Below are 18,433 nucleotides of genomic sequence, written 5' to 3'. Positions count from 1 at the left end.
GCGCGAGTTCTGCTACCGTCTCAGCATGAACGATTACGGCTGGCTGTCGATCGCGCACGAGGACGTCATAACTGTCGAGCACGGAAGGTCTGGTTCGTTCCGTCAACCTTCTCCAAGCCGTCGCTCCGACGGAGCCGAGCGACTACGCACCGCAGGCGATTTGACGAGCAACGATTGCGCGGCGCTGGAAGTTTGAGACGATGCGCTTAGGACTCGTCGGCTATGGAACCCGAGGGCAGCATTTCCATGCTCCGTTCATCCAAGCGGCAAGGGCGTGGAACTGGCGGGTGTCGTCGCCCGCGCGCCCGAGACGATCTCTCGTGTTCGAGCCGACCTGAGCGACATTCCCGTCTTACACATCCATTCTCGGCGGTGATGGCTGGAGCTCCTTCCGCGCACGCGGCAATAGCTCGATGAATGCCAACACACTACCTCAGTCTATTGCGATATTCCGAAGATGTGCTCGGAATAGTGCCTTGAAGTCTCGGAAGCAATTGAAACCGAACGCATGTGCAAGGCGCAGAACCGTCTGCGGTGCGACCCCACACGAGACGGAGATCGACTTGATGGTGCCGAAGGCCATTTCCTCGGGACGCTCGAACGCGAACTGTGCAACCTTTTTAAGTTGATCCGGCAGGACCACTGTCCGGGATACTACCAGACCTTTGAGGTCCTTGATTGTCGTCGGCCGCGCCGATCGCTCTATGTCAATCATGTCCATAGCTCCGGATTGATCGCGGCCGAGTTCGTTGACATCACTTCACGGGCACGGGGGCGTTCTTCTGGACCGACTCGATGCAAGCGAGCGCGATCGCCAGCGCCTGGCGGGCGTCGTGCCCCGTCGCACCTCCGGAGAGCTTGCCTTCGCGAACCGTCTTCGCGAACGAGGCGAGTTGGGCGGTATAGCCGTGGATGAAGTGGTCGGTGTCGCGACGCCATGTGTCGTTGGACACGCCGTCCTTATCGAACATGGTCATGCTGGAGCGGCGGACGTCTCCCATGGTGATCATGCCGCCTGAGCCGAACACCTCGCCGCGGATGTCATAGCCATACATGGCGCAGAAGTTGGCTTCCGCCACGGCCACGGAGCCGTTGTCGAACCGGATGGTGACGACGGCGGTATCGAGAAATCCTTCGTCCTTGGCGTCCGGGCGGACCAACGCGTCGCCAACGGCGTAGACCTCGGTGACCTTCGCACCGGGGTTCAGCCACAGCAGCGTGTCGAAGTCGTGGATCAGGGTCTCGTAGAAGATGGTCCAGAGGGGAATGCGGTCCGGATCGGCACCGAACGGGCCGGGATCACGGGTAAGCGAGCGGATGAGCTGGGGAGTACCGACCTTCCCGGCGTCGATTGCTGCCCGGCCTTCGGCGAAAGCCTGATCCCAGCGTCGATTGAAGCCGACCTGGAGAGGGACGCCAGCCGACTTGGCGGCGGCAACGGCACGCTCGGCGTCTTCGAGGGTAAGAGCCATCGGCTTCTCGCAAAACACGGCCTTTCCGGCCTCCGCCGCCTGAACGACGACATTGGTGTGGAAGCGGGCGGGCGTGGCGATGATCACGGCGTCGAGGCCTGGATGGGCGAGCAGCTCGGCGACATCAGTATAGGAGGCGTCGACGTCAAGCTTGGCGGCTAGGTTTGCGGCGGCACCGGGAGCCGGGTCGGCAATGGCGACGAGTTCGGCATCGACCAGACGACGGGCGACGGTCTCGCCATGGAAGGAGCCGATGCGGCCGGCTCCGATGAGGCCGATGTTGACGGGTTTCTTAGGCATTGTCTTGTTCCTGTTTTGGGAGACTTGAACTGTCAGAGAGTGAAGGCTTTGCGGAAGGCTTCGAGAGCGACGTCGGAGTCTCCGGATGCCCAGGCCTCCATGCCGATCGGACCGGAATAGCCCATGGCGGCCAGCGCCTTGGCGATGCCACTCCAGTTGACCTCGCCTGTGCCCGGTTCAAATCGGCCGGGAACGTCGGCGACCTGAATTTCGCCGATCCAAGGTAGAGATTTGCGGCACAGCTCGATCAGGTTCCCTTCGCCGATCTGCGCGTGATAAAGGTCGAGATTGAGCCTCAGGCGCGGATGATCAATGCTGGAGACCAGCGCCAGCGTGTCCTCGGCGCGGCCGAACGGGACCCCTGGATGGTCGACAGGGAGGTTCAGGTTCTCGAGCGTAAATGTCACGCCTTCCTCTTCGGCGAGGTCGACGATGCGGGATAAGGTGTCGCGGGCCTTGAGCCACATGGCTCCTGTCACGATCTCGATCGGCTGAACCGGGAGGCCGCGGTCGCCAAGTCCGGTGCCGTGAAGGTTCAGGCGTTGAACGCCGAGGCACTTGCCGACCTGTGCGGTCTCGCGGGCCGTCTTGAGCAGCTCGGCGGCACCATCGTCATCGGTGAGCCGGCCCGTCAGATAGCCATTCATGATCGTGAACGTCGCTCCGGTCGCTTCGAGCTTGCCGATGTCGTGCTCTGGCCAGTTCCAGAGACCCACACCGAAACCGAGTTCTTTGAGACGGGAGGCGCGCCATTCGATCGGCTTGTCGCGCCAGATCATCTCGGCGCAGGCTGCGAGCGGGAACGAAGAAGTCATGTCATTACCTGGTCCGGTCGTCGCCGGACTCCTCTTGGCTTGTTTCTGGATCGAGCCGATCATCGATCGGAGTGAGGTGTGGCTCCGGACTCCGGGGCCACGGAGCGGGCTAGATGGTGCCTCCGAGTTCCTGCGAAACGGACTGCAGCTCCTTGCCGCCGGCCATCAGGTTCTGAAGCTCGTCGATGCTGATCTCGCCCTTCGTGAAGGTGCCGAGCGTCTTGCCGCGGTTGAGAACCGTGAAGCGGTTTCCGACTGCGTAGGCGTGGCGCACGTTGTGGGTGATAAAGATTACGCCGAGGCCCTTCGCGCGGACCTGGTTGACGTATTTTAGCACCATCGAGGTCTGGGCCACGCCGAGGGCCGACGTCGGCTCGTCGAGGATCAGGACCTTTGCGCCGAAGTAGACCGCTCGTGCGATGGCGACGCACTGGCGTTCGCCACCGGACAGCGTACCGACGGCCTGCTGCGGATCGCGAACATCGATGCCGATACGGTGCATTTCGTCGCGCGTGACGTTGTCGGCGAGGTCCATGTCCATGGTCTTGAACGGGCCGAAGCCTTTCAGGGGCTCCCGGCCCATGAAGAAGTTCCGGGTGACCGACATCAGCGGGATCATGGCGAGGTCTTGGTAGACTGTGGCGATGCCCGAATCGAGAGCGTCGCGCGGGCCTGAGAACAGCCTCGGCTGGCCATCGACGAGGAATTCGCCTGAGCTGGGTTTGTGCACGCCAGCGAGCGTATTGATCAGCGTGCTCTTGCCCGCGCCATTGTCCCCTAGCAGGCACAGAACTTCGTTGGAATGCACCTTCATCGACACGCCGTTGAGGGCGATCACGGAACCAAAGTGTTTGACGAGGTCCTTGACCTCGATGAGGGGCGTCTGGGAATTGCTCATCACCGTTCTCCCGTAACGCGCTTGCGGATGACGTTGTTGAAGATGACCGCGATCAGCAGCATGCCGCCGAGGAAGACGAGATACCAATCCTGGTCGATAGAGGTGTAGGTCAGGCCAATCAGGACCATGCCGAACACGATGGAGCCGAAGAAGGCACCGATCGCCGAACCGTAGCCGCCCGTCAGGAGGCAGCCGCCGATCACCGCGGCGATGATCGCCTCGAACTCTTTCTGGAACCCGCGACGCGCATCCGTAGAGCCGGCATCGAGGACGGTCAGGATGGCAACGAGGGTGGCGCAAAGCGCGGTGATCACAAAGAGCGTCGTCTTGACCCGACGGACCGGAACACCTGACTTCTGGGCCGCCCATGCATCGCCGCCAGCGGCGAATATCCAGTTGCCGAACCGGGTCCGAAGGAGGAGCCAGGTCGCACCGAGCGCGATGGCGATGAACCACAGGATTTCGACGGGAACGCCGGGCACCTGCGGATTGCCGTTGGGAAGCTTGGCGATTACGCCGAGCTCGGCCATCCAACGGAACAATCCCGCAAACGCATCGCCCGAGAAGATGGGGGCAAGCGGACTGTTGGCGGCGGCTTCCTTCATTCCACGGAGCTGGGTGGAACCGCCGCTGGCCCATTTGAGACCCACGAGTGTCAGGCCTCGTAGAATGAAGAGGAATGCAAGCGTCACGATGAACGATGGTAAACCCGTCCGGATCGTGATCTGGGCGTTGGTGACGCCGATGCAGACCGCGAAAGCCATGGCGATGAGGATGGCGACGCTGAGGGGAAGCTGGAGCACGACGAGAGCTGTGCCGAAGACGAGGCCGGCGAAGGCCACCATCGACCCGATGGAGAGGTCGAACTCCCCGCCAATCATGAGCAGGGCAGCTCCTATCGCGAGGATGCCGAGCTGCGCGGCGGGGGCCATGAAGTTCATGATGCCCGCGAGCGTGAACATCGCCGGGTTCGCGGTGAAGACGAAGAATATTGCAACGAGCACAAGTCCGGCGACGGCCCCGAGTTCAGGGCGGCGCAGAAGCGAGGTGACGGTCGACACCTTCTTGAGCCGCTCATCGGCGCGCGAAGCCGTCGCGCCGTTTTGTTCATTGACGAGGGACATGGCCCGTTCCTTTGCGAATGGTCGTTCAAGTCGCGCCGAAGCCAGAGTGTGCGAGGGACTCCATGGCAATGCGCGTCAGGCAAGAGTGGCGGCCCCCGTGGAGGTTGGGGACCGCCGGGCTTCGCTTAGCGAATGCCCTGGGAGGACTTCTCGATGACGGAAGCGGCGGTGTCCTTCTCGACGAAGCTCGGACCCGACGGGACATTGCCTGCCGGGATGGTGCCGTAACGGGCGTTGAGCGCGAGGAAGGTCACGGGCAGGTAGCCCTGCAGATAGGGCTGCTGGTCGACGGCGAACAGCGCCTTGCCGTCGGCGACGGCCTGGAGGAAGTTGGCGGACAGGTCGTAGGAAGCCACCTTCACCTTGTCGGCAACGCCCATCTTCTCAACGACGGCTACGGCGCGCTCGCCGACAAGCGGAGCGGACAGACCCAGGACGACGTCGATTGACGGATCGGATGTCAGGGCAGCCTGAATCTTGGCTTCGATTTCGGCCGGATCGGCGGTCGTCGGAAGCACGGTTAGCTTGCCGCCTTCAAAGCCCTTCTCGGTTCCGGCGCAACGCTGGTCAAGCGCGGCATTGCCGACTTCCTGGTTGACGCAGAGGACATGCTTAAGGCCGAGCGACTTGAGCATCGCGCCGACCTTGATGCCTGCCGGAGTTTCGTCCTGGCCCACATGGAGCCTGATGCCCAGCTTCTCTTGGGCGGCGATGCCCGAGTTCATCGAGATGACCGGGATGCCCGCGGCGACGGCCTTTTCGATCGCCGGGCCGAGAGCGTCCGGATCGGGATTGGAGATGACGATGCCAGCAGGATGCTGGTTGACGGCGGCTTCGATCAGCTGGCCCATCGCGACCATGTCAAAGGTTTCGGGCGCGCGGTAGTCGACCTTGACGTTGCTGTCCTTGGCAGCCTGCATCATGCCGTTCTTGACGATTGACCAAAACGGGTCCGAAGCCTGCCCGTGCGTGACGGCGATGATGGAGATTTCCTGCGCCTTGACGGCGACGGCGGCCGAGGTGGCGACACCGAATGCGATTGCGCTCATGGCGAGCGTCTTCAGCAGAGCTTTCATTTCTTCCTCCTGGTATGCCGTCCCACTCCTCAGGTCGGCCAAAAAACATCTTGCACCCGGGTGCAAAATCGCTTGCACCCGGGTGCAAGTGGATGCATATTATTGTCAGATGTTATAAAAGCAAGAGATATTTCATCGGCAGGCGATGATGGAATATTTGTTCCATCCCAGGGGAGAGGCATGCGAAAGCGGGCTACGGCAAAGGAAGTGGGGGAGGCGGCGGGGGTGTCTAAATGGACGGTCATTCGCGCGTTCAAGCCCGGCGCGTCGATCACCGACGAAGCCAAACGCAAGATCATGGAGGCGGCGGAGAAACTGAACTATTCGCCCAATCTGCTCGCGCGCAGCCTTTCGACGAATGTGACCCATCAGGTCGCCGTGCTCGTCGACGACTTCGCCAACCCGCAGAAACTTCCGTTTCTGGAATCCCTGACCGAGCGCCTGCAGGCCGCGGGTCTCGTGGCAATGCTCATCAACATCAACAATCACTTCGACCATGTACATGCGCTTCTCAATGCCGACCAGCGCCTGGTCGATGCCATCATTCTTCTCGGCACCGCATTTCGGGACGAGACGTTGAACGACCGTCGCTTGGGACCGGGCATGCCGCCCATGTTTGTCCTCGCGCGCGATAGCCAGATCGAAGGTGTCCCGGCGGTCGTCTGCGACTCGGAAGTCGGCCTGAGGGATATCGTGGACCACCTTTATGAACGGGGCTACCGGCGGCCAGGCTTCATGACCGGGGCCTCGGCGCTGTCGACCGCATTGAAGCGGAGGCACCACTTCGCCGAGTTTTGGAGGCAGAAGGGTGTCGAACACATCGTGGACATCTCAGCCGAGCGCTACAGCCGGGAGGACGGAGGAGCCTCGGCCCGTGAATATTTGAAGAAGACCTCCCCTGAAGACCGGGTCGACGTCCTGATGTGCGAGAACGACATCCTGGCGATCGGCGCGATGGAGACGATCCGCAGCGAGTTCGGTGTTAGCGTGCCGGAGGACATCGCTGTCGTCGGCTTCGACAACTACGAACTCGGCGCGACACCCGCGTTCGGCCTCACGACCTACGAGCAGCCGTGCCGCGAGATGGTCGACCTCATCGTGGAAATGGTCACTGGCAAGCGCGAAGGAGAGACCATTTCCCTTCCGGGCAAGCTCGTCGTCCGGTCGTCCACGTGATCTGAAACCTGTCATTCGAATCTGCGCCCTGCGGCGCGGGATCGAGAACCCATGCGCAAAATTTGGAGACGCAGATGAACCAGTCCCTATCCTCCCTCCCGCCAGGCGTCCGTCTTGGAGTGAGTCCGTTGTCCTGGGCGAACGACGTTCTTGAGGACCTGGGCGCGAACATCCCGCTCGAAACCTGCCTGGATGATGCGGCCGCAATCGGCTACCAGGGGGTCGAACTCGGGCGCAAGTTTCCCCGCGACGCCGCCGCTCTTCGACCGCTTCTGGATTCGCGTGGTTTGGCCTTGGCCTCGGGATGGCATTCAGGCGAACTGGCCGAGAGGGACGTCGAGGCCGAGATGGCTGCGGTAGCTCCTCATGCCAGCCTTCTTCGCGACATGGGCAGCTCGGTCATGGTCTATGGCGAGGTGGCGATGATGACCCCTGGAGCGCCGCTCGACGCCCCGATGTCAAAAAGGCTTGTCATGCCCACCGACGAAATCGCTGCGTACGCGGTCCGGCTTACGGAATTCGCCAAGCGCCTCCAAGATGCCTATGGCCTCCGGCTCGCGTATCACCACCATCTCATGATGGTCACAGAGACCCTTGACGAAATTTCCACATTGTTCGACCGAGCTGGAGGTGATGTCGGCCTTCTTCTGGACACCGGACACGCGGTTGGCGGCGGCTTCGACTACAAGCACCTTATCGATCGCTTCGGCGACCGGATCGCCCACATCCATCTCAAGGATGTTCGTGGCAAGGTAATGGAGGTGGTGAGGGCGGTTGATCTCAGCTTCAATGAGGGCGTGCGCCGGGGCATGTTCACGGTTCCCGGTGATGGCGACGTTGATTTCGCCCCCATCGCCGATTTCGTGCTGAATGGCCGCTATCGCGGATGGTTGGTCGTTGAGGCTGAGCAGGACCCCGAATTGGCTCCGCCTAAGCCTGCCGTGACAGACGCATTTGATCGCGTCCGTCGGCTTTTCGCTTGAGGATGTCCGCTATTGGCGGATTATGTTGACAAACGCCGCAACGGATCAGCGTCTCATTTTGCCTGAAGTGATGTTGCGCGACTACGGCTTGCACAGGCTCTGCGCAATCTTGTTTCGCCACAGGCAAACAGTTGGAATTGTGTTCATCGCGTTTCGCGTGAAAATCACTTCGAATGCGGCCCTAGTGGAGTCTTCCAACACAATCTGCCCAAAGCGACCACGAGCTCCCGTCGACCGGTGACACTTGCTGACGAATTCGTCCATTGCCCCAATCCGCTTCTGGAAATCGTGGGCAGCAATCCGACGCGGATCCTCAGCGCAACCATTTGGCTTGCTGATATCTCCGAGTTCGAAGAGATGAATATCGTCTGGGACGCCTGGATGTCCCCAGGTCATGCGCCGGTGCGCGCCACGGTCGAAGCGAGGCTCGCCGGGCCAGAATTCGCCGTGGAGATCGGCATTATCGCAGCGACTGGCAATTGACGGTCCGTGCCTCGACCCAGCCGTCACATCAGCGAGCGGCTCCGATGTGACATACAGTCGACGCTGACGAGAGGCATTCTGGTCCCGGCCAATTTAGGCAATGCCACCGAGGCATACGTATTTAAGCTCGGTATATTCGTCCAACCCGTGCCTTGAGCCTTCGCGGCCGAGGCCCGACATCTTCACGCCGCCGAACGGCGCCTCGGCGGTGGAGACGAGACCGGTATTGACGCCGACCATGCCATATTCGAGCGCTTCAGCGACGCGAAATACCCGCGACAGATCGCGCGCGTAAAAATAGGAGGCCAGTCCGAACTCGGTGTCATTTGCCTGTTCGATGACGTCCTCTTCGTCGCGGAAACGAAACAGCGGGGCAAGCGGCCCGAAGGTTTCCTCGCGGGCGACCTGCATGCCGGCAGCGACATCGCGCAGGATCGTCGGCTCGAAGAAATGGCCGCCGAGCGCGTGGCGCTTGCCGCCCAAGACGATCCCGGCGCCCTTTGAAACGGCGTCGCTGATATGGCTTTCGACCTTGGCAAGGGCGTTGTCGTCGATCAGCGGGCCGAGCACGACGTCACGGTCGAGACCATTGCCGACCTTTAAGCCCGAAACCGCCTTGGCAAGCTTGGCGGCAAAGGCCTCATAGACGCCGTCCTGGACATAAAGCCGGTTGGCGCAGACGCAGGTCTGGCCGTTGTTGCGGAACTTGGCGATGAGCGCGCCTTCGACGGCAGCGTCGAGATCGGCATCGTCGAAGACGATGAAGGGGGCGTTGCCGCCAAGCTCGAGGCCGAGCTTTTTGATCGTCGGCGCGCATTGCCGGTAAAGCAGTTCGCCCGTCCGGGTGGAGCCGGTGAATGTCAGCACTCTGATGTCACGGCTTGATGTCAGCGCACCGCCAATGGCCGCTGCGTCACCGGTCACGATGTTGAGCAGCCCCGGCGGCAGGCCGGCACGCTCCGCGAGAACGGCAATCGCAATGGCGGAGAATGGCGTCTGCAGCGCCGGCTTGAGGACGACGGCACAGCCGGCGGCAAGCGCGGGACCGATCTTGCGGGTGATCATCGCGTTCGGAAAATTCCAGGGCGTGATCGCCGCCACCACGCCCGCGGGCTGGCGCAGCACCAGGATCCGCTTGTCCGGCTGATGCCCTGGGATGGTCTCGCCGTTAATGCGCCGTGCCTCTTCGGCGAACCATTCGATGAAGCTCGCACCATAGGTGATTTCGCCCTTGGCTTCGGCCAGGGGTTTTCCCTGCTCCAGCGTCAGGATCATCGCCAGATCGTCGCGGTTTTCGATCATCAGGCGGTGCCATGCCTTGAGAACGTTGGCGCGCTCCCCGGCGGTCTTCTTCGCCCAAAGCTTCTGGGCAATGACGGCGGCGCGGATCGCGTCCTCCGTTTCCGCCGCACCAAGGTCTGGGACCACCCCCAGCGTCTCGCCCGTCGCCGGATTGCGGACCGTCGCCGCCTTGCGGCCTTCGGCTTCGATCCAGCGATCGGCGATGGGGCATGCCTGGCGGAACAGCGAGGGATCATTGAGCTTCATAGGACAACTTTCAACAGAATACGTGAGCGGCGCCGGGATCGAAATCCAGATGGACTATATCTCCACGGCTAAGCCCGGCAATAGCCTCATGACCGAACGGCAAGCGGACTGAAAGCGCCTCGCCTGCCGCCGTCTCTGTCGAGACGTGGATATTGTTGCCCAGAAAGGTAATGTCGCTGACCGTCGCGGCAAGACCCGCGCCGGCCGCCCGGGCGCGCGACAATCGAATGCGCTCGGGCCTCAGCATCAGAGCTGCCCTTGCACCGGAGGTCCCTTTGCCATGCACCGGAATTTGATTGAAAATGGTCCCGCCGCCCAGGGTAATGGTGGCTTGTCCGTCGGAAGATGACACCAGGTCGCACGAAATGAAGTCGCTGTCGCCGATGAATTCGGCAACGAAGCGGGTCTTCGGATTGGCATAGAGTTCGGGGCCGGTCCCGATCTGGTCGATGACGCCCTTGGAAAAGACGGCGATGCGGTCGGAGAGCCGCAGCGCCTCCTCCTGGTCGTGCGTGACATAGAGGATCGTCACTTCGGTCTGCTGGTGGATGCGGCGGATCTCATGCTGGATTTCCTCGCGCAGCTTCTTGTCTAGCGCCGACAGAGGCTCGTCCATCAGAAGCACCGGCGGATCATAGGCGAGGGCTCTGGCAAGAGCGACGCGCTGCTGCTGGCCGCCGGACATTTGCGCGGGCTTCCGATCCTCGAAGCCTTCGAGCCGAACGAGGCGCAGCATCTCCTTCACCTTGCTGTCGACCTCGGCCTTGGACTTGCGCCGGACCTTCAGCGGGAAGGCGATGTTTTCCCCCACCGTCAAATGCGGAAACAGGGTGTAGCGCTGGAACACCATGCCGATGTTGCGCTTGTGCGACGGCGTGGCGAGCAGGGTCTTGCCCTCCAGCGTGATGTCGCCTTTCGTCGGATTTTCAAAGCCGGCCAGGATGTAGAGGGTCGTGCTCTTGCCGGATCCGGACGGTCCGAGAAAGGTGAGGAACTCCCCGCGCCGGACGTCGAGATTGACGTCGTGCACGGCGACGACAGGGCCGTATTCCTTGCGTATTCCGCGGATCTGAAGGAATGGTTCTTTCATTGTTTCAGTACCTTACGCACGACGGCAACAAGCGCCATCAAGATGATCGTCAAAAGGATGAGAAGGGTCGACGCGGCGGCGACTACAGGCGTCAGATCTTGTCGCAGCGTCGCCCATACCTTCACCGGCAGCGTCTGCAGGGTCGGACTGGACATGAAGATCGCCACCACCACCTCATCCCAGGATGTCAGGAACGAGAAGACGGCAGCCGAAAACAACCCATGGCTGATCGCCGGCAGGGTGACCCTGATCTTTGCTTCCAGAGGCGAGGCGCCGCAGAGAACCGCCGCATCCTCGATCGATTTGTCGAAGCCCTCCAGCGCACTTGATATGGAGAGGATCGAGAAGGGCAGCGCCAGAACGAGGTGCGAAATGACGAAGCCCGCCAAGGTGCCGCCAAGGCCGATCCTCAGAAAGAAGGCATAGAGGGCAACCGCAAGGACCACGACGGGAAGGATCATCGGCGTCAGGAACAGTGCTTTCAGCGCGTCGCGGAACAGGAACGAACCGCGCACCAGCCCGAAGGAGGTCACAAGCCCGAGCAGCACCGACAGGATGGTGACGATGACCGCGATCTTGAAGCTCGTCAAAGCGGATTCCAGCCAGCGCGGATCGGCAAAGAGCTCGCCGTACCATTGAAATGTCCAGCCGGGCGGCGGGAAGATCAGCCACTGGGAGGAGCCGAAGGAGAGCGCCGCGATAAAGACGATCGGCAGCAGCAGGAAGGCCGCGGTCAGAAGCGTTATCGTCAGCAGGATATATTTCCACCAGCCGAGGCGGTCGAAATTGAGCAGCATGTCAGCGCCCTCCCGGGTTCTGGTTGCCGAAGAAGCGCAGTTGCACGGCATAAAGCGACAGGGTCACCACGAGGAGAACCAGCGCCGCAGCACCGCCCATGCCCCAGTTGACCAGCGACTGCACGAATTGCGCGATCAGTTCTGCGAGCATCATGTTGGCGGTGCCGCCAAGAAGCGACGGCGTGACGAAATAACCAAGCGACATGACGAAGACCATGAGGGCGCCGGCCGCCATGCCGGGCATCGCCAGGGGCAGCAGGACACGGGTCAGGCATTGCCACCGGTTGGCGCCGCAAAGGGCGGCCGCCTGCAGGGTCGACGGATCGATCTTCTTGATCACGCCGTAGAGCGGCAGGATGATGAAGGGCAGCATGATATAGGTCATGCCGATCGTGACGCCGGTCAGATTGTTGACGAGTGCCAGGGGCTTGTCGATCAGGCCCATTCCGATCAGCATCTTGTTGATGAGGCCCGTCCGCTGCAAAAGCACCATCCAGGCATAGGTGCGGGCCAGCAGGTTGGTCCACATCGACAGGAGCAGGATGGCAAAGATCACCGACGCCAGGCGCCCGGGCATGATGGCCAGCGCCCAGGCCACCGGGAAGCCGATCAGCAGCGAGATCACCGTGACCAGACCCGAGACGATGAAGGTGTTGGCGAAAATCTTGAGATAGGTCGCGGAGCCGATCAGCTGCGCATAGTTTCCAAGGCCCGGCACGGGTTCCAGCACGCTTCGCAACAGGAGCACCGCCACCGGTGCGATGAAAAAGATCCCCACGAAGGCGAGCGCCGGAACGACCCCGCTAAAACCTGTTGGCCTGCGCACCTTTGGCAGGGGCGCTATTGCAGCGGAGGCATCGCTATACGTCGACATGACAGTCCTTCCCACCCGTCAGTTTCCACAGGCGCCGAGGCCTGACAAACGGGCACTGACGCTGCGGGAGGCACGGCGAACATTCGCCGTGCCCGTTCATCTCATCTTCCAGGCTATTTCGCCTGCCAAGCGTACCACTTCTCGCCGATGGCATCGCGGTTCTCAGCCCAGTAGTTCATATCGGCATTGACCTGGCTTGCCGTCTGCTGGTCCGGCAGGGTCTTGGCCGTCTCCGGATCCATCAGTTTGGCCGAGTCGACGTTGATAGGCGCATATCCGGTGGCCTTCGCCAGGGCGGCCTGCGGTTCGGCCGAGGTCGCCAGTGCAATGAACTTCATCGCGGCTTCGACATTCGGCGAACCCTTCGGCACGACGAGCGCATCGGCAGCGGTGATGTTCTGTTCCCAGGACGTCTCAACCTTGATGCCGGTCGCAGCAAGTGCGGTCATGCGGCCATTCCAGACACTGCCGAAGGGAGCCTCGGCGGATGCCAGAAGCTGCTGCGACTGCGCGCCGCCCGACCACCAGATGATATCGGATTTGATCGTATCGAGCTTCTTGAAGGCACGATCGAGATCAAGCGGATAAAGCTTGTCGGCAGGCACGCCGTCGGCAAGCAGCGCAGCTTCGATTACACCGGGAGCCGACCATTTGTAGAATGTACGCTTGCCCGGAAACTTGGCGGTGTCGAACAGATCGGCCCATGTCTTCGGGCAGGCGCTGACGGCATCGGCATTGCAGCCGATCACGAAGGAATAATAGAAGCTGCCGACAGAATAGTCGGTGACGAAGCGCGGATCGAGCTTGGATTTATCGATGACGGAGAAATCGAGCTTCTCAAGCTGGCCGTTCTTGCCGGCCTGGGCGGCATAGTCACCTTCGACGTCGACGACGTCCCAGGTGACCTCACCGGCCTCGACCATCGCCTTGAGCTTGCCGTAGTCGGTCGGTCCATCCTGCACGACGGTGATGCCGGTCTTCTCGGTGAACGGGCTTGCCCATGCCGCCTTCTGCGCGTCCTGGGTCGTTCCTCCCCAGCTGGAGAAGACCATGTTGTCGGCGTGTGCCGGTGCAGACACAGCCACGAATGCGGCAACCGCCGCGAAAGCAAATGTTGTTTTCATGTTCCCTTATCCTTGTTCTGGTTTGTCCTACGGGTATGCCTATGCCGTCAGTGCGCCTCGCTCCTGAGAGAAAAGTTAGCTGGCTTCATAATCTTGTTTTCCGCCACTTCGACCAGATCGCGGATCTTGGGCAGGAAGGCCTGCCACCGGGGATCGGCCATAAGCCTCTGGCGCCGCGCCTCCCGGTCGTCCAGGCTGGTAAAGGCCCAGATGTGGACGATCTCGTTGATCGTCCCGATTTCCGAAAAGAAGTAACCGACGAGTGTGCCGAGATGGCCCTTCTGGATCTCGATCCCCTCTTCCTCGACGACCTTGAGATATTGCGGGATCGTGCCGTTCTTCAGCCGATAGGTCCGGATTTCGTAAAACATCGGCGCTACCTCATCACGAAGGGATCGGGGATCGGATCGTCCGATGTCCTGAGCCAGATCGTCTTGGTGCGGGTATAGTCGAGCACTGCTGCCATGCCGCCTTCCCTGCCATTGCCCGACAGGCCGAAACCGCCGAACGGTGCGATCGGCGATACGGCGCGGTAGGTGTTGACCCAGACGATCCCGGCGCGGATCCCCTTCATCAGTCGGTGCGCCCGGGTGAGATTCTGGGTGAAGACGCCGGAGGCCAGGCCATAACGGGTGTCGTTGGCAAGGCGCAGCGCCTCGGCCTCGGTCTCGAACGACACGACGGACAAGACCGGCCCGAAGAATTCCTCGATCAGCGAGGGCGAGGCGACATCGTCGCAGTCGAGGATCGTCGGCGGGAAATAATAGCCTGCACCGTCGATCTTGCTGCCGCCCGTGACAAGGCGGGCGCCGCTTTCGATCGACCTGGCGACGAGCGCGCCGATATGGTCCTGCTGGCGCTTGGTGGCAAGCGGGCCGACTTCGGTCGCCATATCGAGCGGCGCACCGATCCGGATCGCCTCCGCCTTCTCGCGCAGCAGGGCGACGAACTTGTCCTTGACGCTGCGCTCGACGATGAGGCGCGATCCGGCAACGCAGCTCTGCCCCGTTGCCGCAAAGATGCCCGCGACCTGGGCGTTGGCGGCGCTTTCGAGATCCGCATCGGCAAAGACGATGAAGGGTGACTTGCCGCCAAGTTCAAGCGAGGTGGAAGCGAGGTTTTCGGCCGAGTTGCGAACGACGTGCCGGGCGGTTTCAGGACCGCCGGTGAAGGCGACATGCGCGACCTTCGGGTGCCGCCCGAGAGCCGCACCACAGGAGGCGCCGAAACCGGTGATGATGTTGACGACGCCTGCGGGAAAACCCGCCTCGTGCACGAGGCGCGCAAATTCGAGAAGCGGCGCCGGCCCGTCTTCGGAGGCCTTGACCACCATGGTGCAGCCGGCCGCCAGCGCCGGGCCGATCTTGACCGCCGACAGGAAAAGCTGGCTGTTCCACGGCACGACCATCGCAACGACGCCGATCGGTTCACGGCGAAGCCAGACATCCATGTCAGGCTTGTCGATCGGCAGATAGGCGCCTTCGATCTTGTCTGATATGCCGGCATAATAGCGGTAGTATTCGGCGACATAAGCGATCTGCGCCGATGTTTCGCGGATGATCTTGCCGGTGTCGCGCGTCTCCAGCTCCGCGAGGACCTGTGCGTTGGCGGCGACCAGATCGGCCAGCCTGTAAAGCAGCTTGCCGCGTTGCGTGGCCGTCATTTTCGGCCAGGGGCCTTCGTAAAGCGCCCTGTCGGCCGCGTTGACAGCCAGATCGACATCACCTTCGCGCGCTTCGGGCATCTCAGCCCAGACCGCGCCAGAGGCGGGATCGATGCTCGGATAGCTGGCCTCGCCATCGGAGAATTCGCCGTCGATATAGTGCTGGAAACGCCGCATGGTCTTACTCCTGAAATGCCGGCATGACCTCGGTGATGAAGCGTTCGAGCGACGCCTTCTTGCGCTCGAAGCTCATGCCGGTGTCGATCCAGAAGGAATATTCGTCATAGCCGAGCGCTTCATACGCCTTGAGCCTGGCGATGACGGTCTCAGCGTCGCCAACCACATTGTTGGTGCGCATGACCTGATCCGAGAGCATCTCGTTTGCTCTGATCTGTTCGTCCGGAATCCGTTCAATCAGGCCCTGGGTAACCGGCTTCTCATTCTTGAACCAGGCGAAGAAATAATTGTAGTAGACGCTGAGTTCATGGGCGGCCTGGGCGACATCGTCCTCTGACGAGCCGACATAGGTATGGCGCAGCAGCATGATCTTCGGCCGCTCGACATCGGGATTCTTGGCGCAGGCGTCGTTGAAGCGCTCCATCAACGACTGGACCTCGTCGTCGCCCTGCCAGAGCGGCGTCACCTGAACGTTGCAGCCGTTGGCAACGGCAAATTCATGCGAGTTCGGATCGCGCGCCGCAACCCAGATGGGCGGGTTCGGCTGCTGCAGCGGCTTCGGCGCCGAGGTGGTCGAGGGAAACTTGAAGAACTCCCCGTCATGGGCGTAGTCGCCGGCCCATATGCCCTTGACCGCCGGAATAAGCTCGCGCATGCGCTGGCCGGCGCCCCAGGCATCGAGACCGGGCAGCAGACGTTCATATTCGAAGGAATAGGCGCCGCGCGCGATACCGATATCGAGCCTTCCGTCGCAGATGATGTCGGCCATGGCGGCCTCGCCGGCTAGCTTGATCGGGTGCCAGAAGGGGGCGATCACCGTCCCCGTCCCAAGCCGTGCCCGCGATGTGCGGCGCGCCAGATCGGCAATGGTCACGAACGGGTTGGGCGCAATGGTGAAATCCATGCCATGGTGCTCGCCCGTCCAGATCGCATGCATGCCGCCCTTGTCGGCAATCTCGCAGAGCGCGACGAATTCCTCATAGAGGCTTTTGTGGCTCTGGCTGGCGTCGAGCCGTTCCATATGGACGAAGAGGGAGAACTTCATGATTTTGCGCCCTTGGCTGGAATGGGATGAACGGTGCCGCCGGTCTCGTCGCCGAAATAGACGCCGAAATTGCCGATCGAGCTTTCCATCGCAAAACGGTTGACGATATCGGCGGTCGAACTGGTCTTGAACTTTGCCGCAACCAAGGCGTCAGGTTTTACGAACCTGCCGCCGGCAGGCTCGCCCTCGCCGGCAACGGCGTGATAGACGATGTGCTGCTTGCCGTCGCTCTTGCCCTCATAGACCGAATAGAGAAAGCCGATGCTGACCTTCAGCCCGGTGAGCGACTCCAGGTATGTTTGCAACGCCTCGGTCGGGTTGCCATCATAGGCGTCGACGCTTGGCAGGGAGAGCACATCCTCGCCGAGCAGCAGTACCTCTCCGCGGCGCTCGACGACGGCGGCCAGTTTGATATTGCCCTCGCTTGCCGCGGAAACCGCCTTGCTTGCCAGCGTCGGCGTGAAATAACCGCCGCGCGCATAGCCGAGACCGTTGCGGCCGCTATTGTCGAAAGCTTCGATGCGTCCCATCAAAATGACGTGGTCGCCGGCCTCGATGACCTGTTCCATGGCGCATTCGAACCAGGCCGCCACATTCGAGAATATCGGGCAGCCTGCCGATCCCCTCGCCCACTCGACCGCCGCAAACCTGTCTTCGACCGGGCGCGCAAAAGTGTTCGACACGTCTTTCTGCGTTTCCGAAAGCACGTTGATGGCAAAATGCGGCGCTCCGGTCATGATGGCGAAATTGCGCGACGTCTTGGCAAGGCAGACGAGCAGCAGAGGTGGATTGAGCGAGACCGAGGTGAAGGAGTTCGCCGTGAAGCCGATCGGATTTCCATCCCCGTCGCAGGCGGTGACGACGGTCACGCCTGTGGGAAAAGCGCCGAATGCATCTCGCAATGCCCTTGGGTCGACAGTCTGGATTGTCATCGTTCATCCTCCCCGAACGACAGCCACTCAGCGAGCAGCGAATTGACGATATCAGGCGCGGTCAGGTTCACCATGTGACGATGACCTTCGACGATACGGACGTAGCCCTGCGGCGCAAGCTCTGCCATTTGCGTCGCCATCAGGGGTGTCGAATTCGGATCATCGGACCCCGTCAGGAACAGGGCCGGACCGGCCACATCCTTCCAGCCATCGGCGTAGGTCTCGTCTCCGCCCGCAAAGGCAGCGTAAGCGACGGCATAGCCCTGGGGATCAACGAGGTTCAGCCACTTTCGTGTCAATTCACGCGCAACGATGCTGTCCGCATCATCGCCGAACCAGCGGGCCAGAGGCCCTTCCTTGTCGACGCCCGCCACCGGAATGGCCGCAGCCCGCGCCAAGACGGCAGCCTTGGCTTCAGGGTCGCGCCTGTAGACGCCATTGAGGTATGCGACACGGCTGATACGCTTGCCAAAGGTCGCTGCCGCCCCTCCCGATACCAATGCGCCCATCGAGTGCCCGGCAACATTTGCCGCGTCGATCGCCATCTCGTCGAGAAAGCGGCCGAACCAGGCGACGAATTCCTCGAGCCGACTGCCTGCCGGCAGCTTTGCGCTCTCACCGTGTCCCGGCATGTCGACGGCGATGACGCGATGGTCCGCAGACAGAAATGCGATCTGCGGAGCCCAGGCCTCGAGCCGCATGCCGACGCCGTGAATGAGAACCAGCGGCTCACCACTGCCGGCCTCGTGATAGGCCGTGCCGCTTGCCGTCTTCTTTCGGGGCAAGGCACCGGCGGCGTTCGTTGCTGCAGCGGTGCCTGCGGTCGATCCGGCTGTCAGCATCTCAAAGCGCTCCC

The 18,433-nt window shown here is 61.8% G+C and carries 18 protein-coding genes and 1 pseudogene; 3 read left to right on the top strand and 16 right to left on the bottom strand.

Annotated elements, in window-relative coordinates:
- Nucleotides 1-433: 433 nt before the first annotated feature.
- The 6 genes from EEQ99_RS01795 to EEQ99_RS01770 form a co-directional block, all read right to left on the bottom strand.
- Nucleotides 434-715 (bottom strand): MurR/RpiR family transcriptional regulator, encoded by a 282-nt coding sequence (locus tag EEQ99_RS01795; protein ID WP_164735888.1) that lies wholly within the window; start codon nucleotides 713-715, stop codon nucleotides 434-436.
- 40 nt (nucleotides 716-755) lie between these two features.
- Nucleotides 756-1,772: a Gfo/Idh/MocA family oxidoreductase gene (locus EEQ99_RS01790; protein ID WP_097622483.1), complete on the bottom strand. Its 1,017-nt coding sequence runs from the start codon at nucleotides 1,770-1,772 to the stop codon at nucleotides 756-758.
- A 32-nt stretch (nucleotides 1,773-1,804) separates the two neighbouring features.
- Nucleotides 1,805-2,587 carry a TIM barrel protein gene (locus tag EEQ99_RS01785; protein ID WP_127430146.1) on the bottom strand — a complete coding sequence of 261 codons (783 nt, stop codon included), beginning with the start codon at nucleotides 2,585-2,587 and terminating at the stop codon, nucleotides 1,805-1,807.
- 109 nt (nucleotides 2,588-2,696) lie between these two features.
- Nucleotides 2,697-3,485 (bottom strand): ATP-binding cassette domain-containing protein, encoded by a 789-nt coding sequence (locus EEQ99_RS01780; RefSeq protein WP_097622482.1) that lies wholly within the window; start codon nucleotides 3,483-3,485, stop codon nucleotides 2,697-2,699.
- Nucleotides 3,485-4,609: an ABC transporter permease gene (locus EEQ99_RS01775; RefSeq protein WP_097622481.1), complete on the bottom strand. Its 1,125-nt coding sequence runs from the start codon at nucleotides 4,607-4,609 to the stop codon at nucleotides 3,485-3,487. Before EEQ99_RS01775 ends, EEQ99_RS01780 begins: the two co-directional genes overlap by 1 nt.
- 125 nt (nucleotides 4,610-4,734) lie before the next feature.
- Entirely contained in the window at nucleotides 4,735-5,685 is a 951-nt protein-coding gene (locus EEQ99_RS01770; RefSeq protein WP_097622480.1) for a sugar ABC transporter substrate-binding protein, read from the bottom strand.
- Between the two features lie 180 nt (nucleotides 5,686-5,865).
- On the opposite strand from EEQ99_RS01770, the gene EEQ99_RS01765 reads away from it, so the two are divergent.
- The 3 genes and pseudogenes from EEQ99_RS01765 to EEQ99_RS01755 form a co-directional block, all read left to right on the top strand.
- Nucleotides 5,866-6,861: a LacI family DNA-binding transcriptional regulator gene (locus EEQ99_RS01765; protein WP_097622479.1), complete on the top strand. Its 996-nt coding sequence runs from the start codon at nucleotides 5,866-5,868 to the stop codon at nucleotides 6,859-6,861.
- A gap of 74 nt (nucleotides 6,862-6,935) precedes the next feature.
- Entirely contained in the window at nucleotides 6,936-7,844 is a 909-nt protein-coding gene (gene iolE / locus EEQ99_RS01760) for a myo-inosose-2 dehydratase (protein WP_097622478.1), read from the top strand.
- Nucleotides 7,845-8,120: 276 nt separating this feature from the next.
- A pseudogene (locus EEQ99_RS01755) lies at nucleotides 8,121-8,327 on the top strand (RidA family protein); the annotation flags it as partial.
- A 93-nt stretch (nucleotides 8,328-8,420) separates the two neighbouring features.
- On the opposite strand, the gene EEQ99_RS01750 reads toward EEQ99_RS01755, so the two are convergent.
- The 10 genes from EEQ99_RS01750 to EEQ99_RS01705 form a co-directional block, all read right to left on the bottom strand.
- Entirely contained in the window at nucleotides 8,421-9,875 is a 1,455-nt protein-coding gene (locus EEQ99_RS01750; RefSeq protein ID WP_097622475.1) for an NAD-dependent succinate-semialdehyde dehydrogenase, read from the bottom strand.
- Nucleotides 9,876-9,885: 10 nt separating this feature from the next.
- Nucleotides 9,886-10,965 (bottom strand): ABC transporter ATP-binding protein, encoded by a 1,080-nt coding sequence (locus EEQ99_RS01745; RefSeq protein WP_047612341.1) that lies wholly within the window; start codon nucleotides 10,963-10,965, stop codon nucleotides 9,886-9,888.
- Entirely contained in the window at nucleotides 10,962-11,762 is an 801-nt protein-coding gene (locus EEQ99_RS01740; protein ID WP_047612339.1) for an ABC transporter permease, read from the bottom strand. Before EEQ99_RS01740 ends, EEQ99_RS01745 begins: the two co-directional genes overlap by 4 nt.
- 1 nt (nucleotide 11,763) lies before the next feature.
- Entirely contained in the window at nucleotides 11,764-12,636 is an 873-nt protein-coding gene (locus EEQ99_RS01735) for an ABC transporter permease (RefSeq protein WP_097622474.1), read from the bottom strand.
- 113 nt (nucleotides 12,637-12,749) lie between these two features.
- On the bottom strand, nucleotides 12,750-13,760 hold the full coding sequence (locus EEQ99_RS01730; protein WP_097622473.1) for an ABC transporter substrate-binding protein: 1,011 nt from the start codon (nucleotides 13,758-13,760) through the stop codon (nucleotides 12,750-12,752).
- 47 nt (nucleotides 13,761-13,807) lie between these two features.
- Nucleotides 13,808-14,131: an NIPSNAP family protein gene (locus EEQ99_RS01725; protein ID WP_097622472.1), complete on the bottom strand. Its 324-nt coding sequence runs from the start codon at nucleotides 14,129-14,131 to the stop codon at nucleotides 13,808-13,810.
- Between the two features lie 5 nt (nucleotides 14,132-14,136).
- A complete protein-coding gene (locus EEQ99_RS01720) occupies nucleotides 14,137-15,600 on the bottom strand; it encodes an aldehyde dehydrogenase (protein ID WP_127429920.1) in 1,464 nt (487 codons plus the stop codon).
- Nucleotides 15,601-15,604: 4 nt separating this feature from the next.
- Nucleotides 15,605-16,645, bottom strand: coding sequence for an LLM class flavin-dependent oxidoreductase (locus tag EEQ99_RS01715; RefSeq protein ID WP_028756784.1), 1,041 nt, complete (start codon nucleotides 16,643-16,645; stop codon nucleotides 15,605-15,607).
- On the bottom strand, nucleotides 16,642-17,577 hold the full coding sequence (locus EEQ99_RS01710) for a flavin reductase family protein (RefSeq protein WP_028756783.1): 936 nt from the start codon (nucleotides 17,575-17,577) through the stop codon (nucleotides 16,642-16,644). Before EEQ99_RS01710 ends, EEQ99_RS01715 begins: the two co-directional genes overlap by 4 nt.
- Nucleotides 17,574-18,419: an alpha/beta fold hydrolase gene (locus EEQ99_RS01705; protein ID WP_028756782.1), complete on the bottom strand. Its 846-nt coding sequence runs from the start codon at nucleotides 18,417-18,419 to the stop codon at nucleotides 17,574-17,576. Before EEQ99_RS01705 ends, EEQ99_RS01710 begins: the two co-directional genes overlap by 4 nt.
- Nucleotides 18,420-18,433 lie beyond the last annotated feature (14 nt).

It is taken from the genome of Rhizobium anhuiense (genome assembly GCF_003985145.1).
GTDB lineage: Bacteria > Pseudomonadota > Alphaproteobacteria > Rhizobiales > Rhizobiaceae > Rhizobium > Rhizobium anhuiense.
This window is presented reverse-complemented; position numbering and strand designations above follow the sequence as displayed.

Excerpts from the sequence above, each read along its gene's own strand:
- EEQ99_RS01795 (WP_164735888.1), bottom strand. The coding sequence starts at position 715 with ATGATTGACATAGAGCGATCGGCGCGGCCGACGACAATCAAGGACCTC.
- EEQ99_RS01790 (WP_097622483.1), bottom strand. The coding sequence starts at position 1,772 with ATGCCTAAGAAACCCGTCAACATCGGCCTCATCGGAGCCGGCCGCATC.
- EEQ99_RS01785 (WP_127430146.1), bottom strand. The coding sequence starts at position 2,587 with ATGACTTCTTCGTTCCCGCTCGCAGCCTGCGCCGAGATGATCTGGCGC.
- EEQ99_RS01780 (WP_097622482.1), bottom strand. The coding sequence starts at position 3,485 with ATGAGCAATTCCCAGACGCCCCTCATCGAGGTCAAGGACCTCGTCAAA.
- EEQ99_RS01775 (WP_097622481.1), bottom strand. The coding sequence starts at position 4,609 with ATGTCCCTCGTCAATGAACAAAACGGCGCGACGGCTTCGCGCGCCGAT.
- EEQ99_RS01770 (WP_097622480.1), bottom strand. The coding sequence starts at position 5,685 with ATGAAAGCTCTGCTGAAGACGCTCGCCATGAGCGCAATCGCATTCGGT.
- EEQ99_RS01765 (WP_097622479.1), top strand. The coding sequence starts at position 5,866 with ATGCGAAAGCGGGCTACGGCAAAGGAAGTGGGGGAGGCGGCGGGGGTG.
- iolE (WP_097622478.1), top strand. The coding sequence starts at position 6,936 with ATGAACCAGTCCCTATCCTCCCTCCCGCCAGGCGTCCGTCTTGGAGTG.
- EEQ99_RS01750 (WP_097622475.1), bottom strand. The coding sequence starts at position 9,875 with ATGAAGCTCAATGATCCCTCGCTGTTCCGCCAGGCATGCCCCATCGCC.
- EEQ99_RS01745 (WP_047612341.1), bottom strand. The coding sequence starts at position 10,965 with ATGAAAGAACCATTCCTTCAGATCCGCGGAATACGCAAGGAATACGGC.
- EEQ99_RS01740 (WP_047612339.1), bottom strand. The coding sequence starts at position 11,762 with ATGCTGCTCAATTTCGACCGCCTCGGCTGGTGGAAATATATCCTGCTG.
- EEQ99_RS01735 (WP_097622474.1), bottom strand. The coding sequence starts at position 12,636 with ATGTCGACGTATAGCGATGCCTCCGCTGCAATAGCGCCCCTGCCAAAG.
- EEQ99_RS01730 (WP_097622473.1), bottom strand. The coding sequence starts at position 13,760 with ATGAAAACAACATTTGCTTTCGCGGCGGTTGCCGCATTCGTGGCTGTG.
- EEQ99_RS01725 (WP_097622472.1), bottom strand. The coding sequence starts at position 14,131 with ATGTTTTACGAAATCCGGACCTATCGGCTGAAGAACGGCACGATCCCG.
- EEQ99_RS01720 (WP_127429920.1), bottom strand. The coding sequence starts at position 15,600 with ATGCGGCGTTTCCAGCACTATATCGACGGCGAATTCTCCGATGGCGAG.
- EEQ99_RS01715 (WP_028756784.1), bottom strand. The coding sequence starts at position 16,645 with ATGAAGTTCTCCCTCTTCGTCCATATGGAACGGCTCGACGCCAGCCAG.
- EEQ99_RS01710 (WP_028756783.1), bottom strand. The coding sequence starts at position 17,577 with ATGACAATCCAGACTGTCGACCCAAGGGCATTGCGAGATGCATTCGGC.
- EEQ99_RS01705 (WP_028756782.1), bottom strand. The coding sequence starts at position 18,419 with ATGCTGACAGCCGGATCGACCGCAGGCACCGCTGCAGCAACGAACGCC.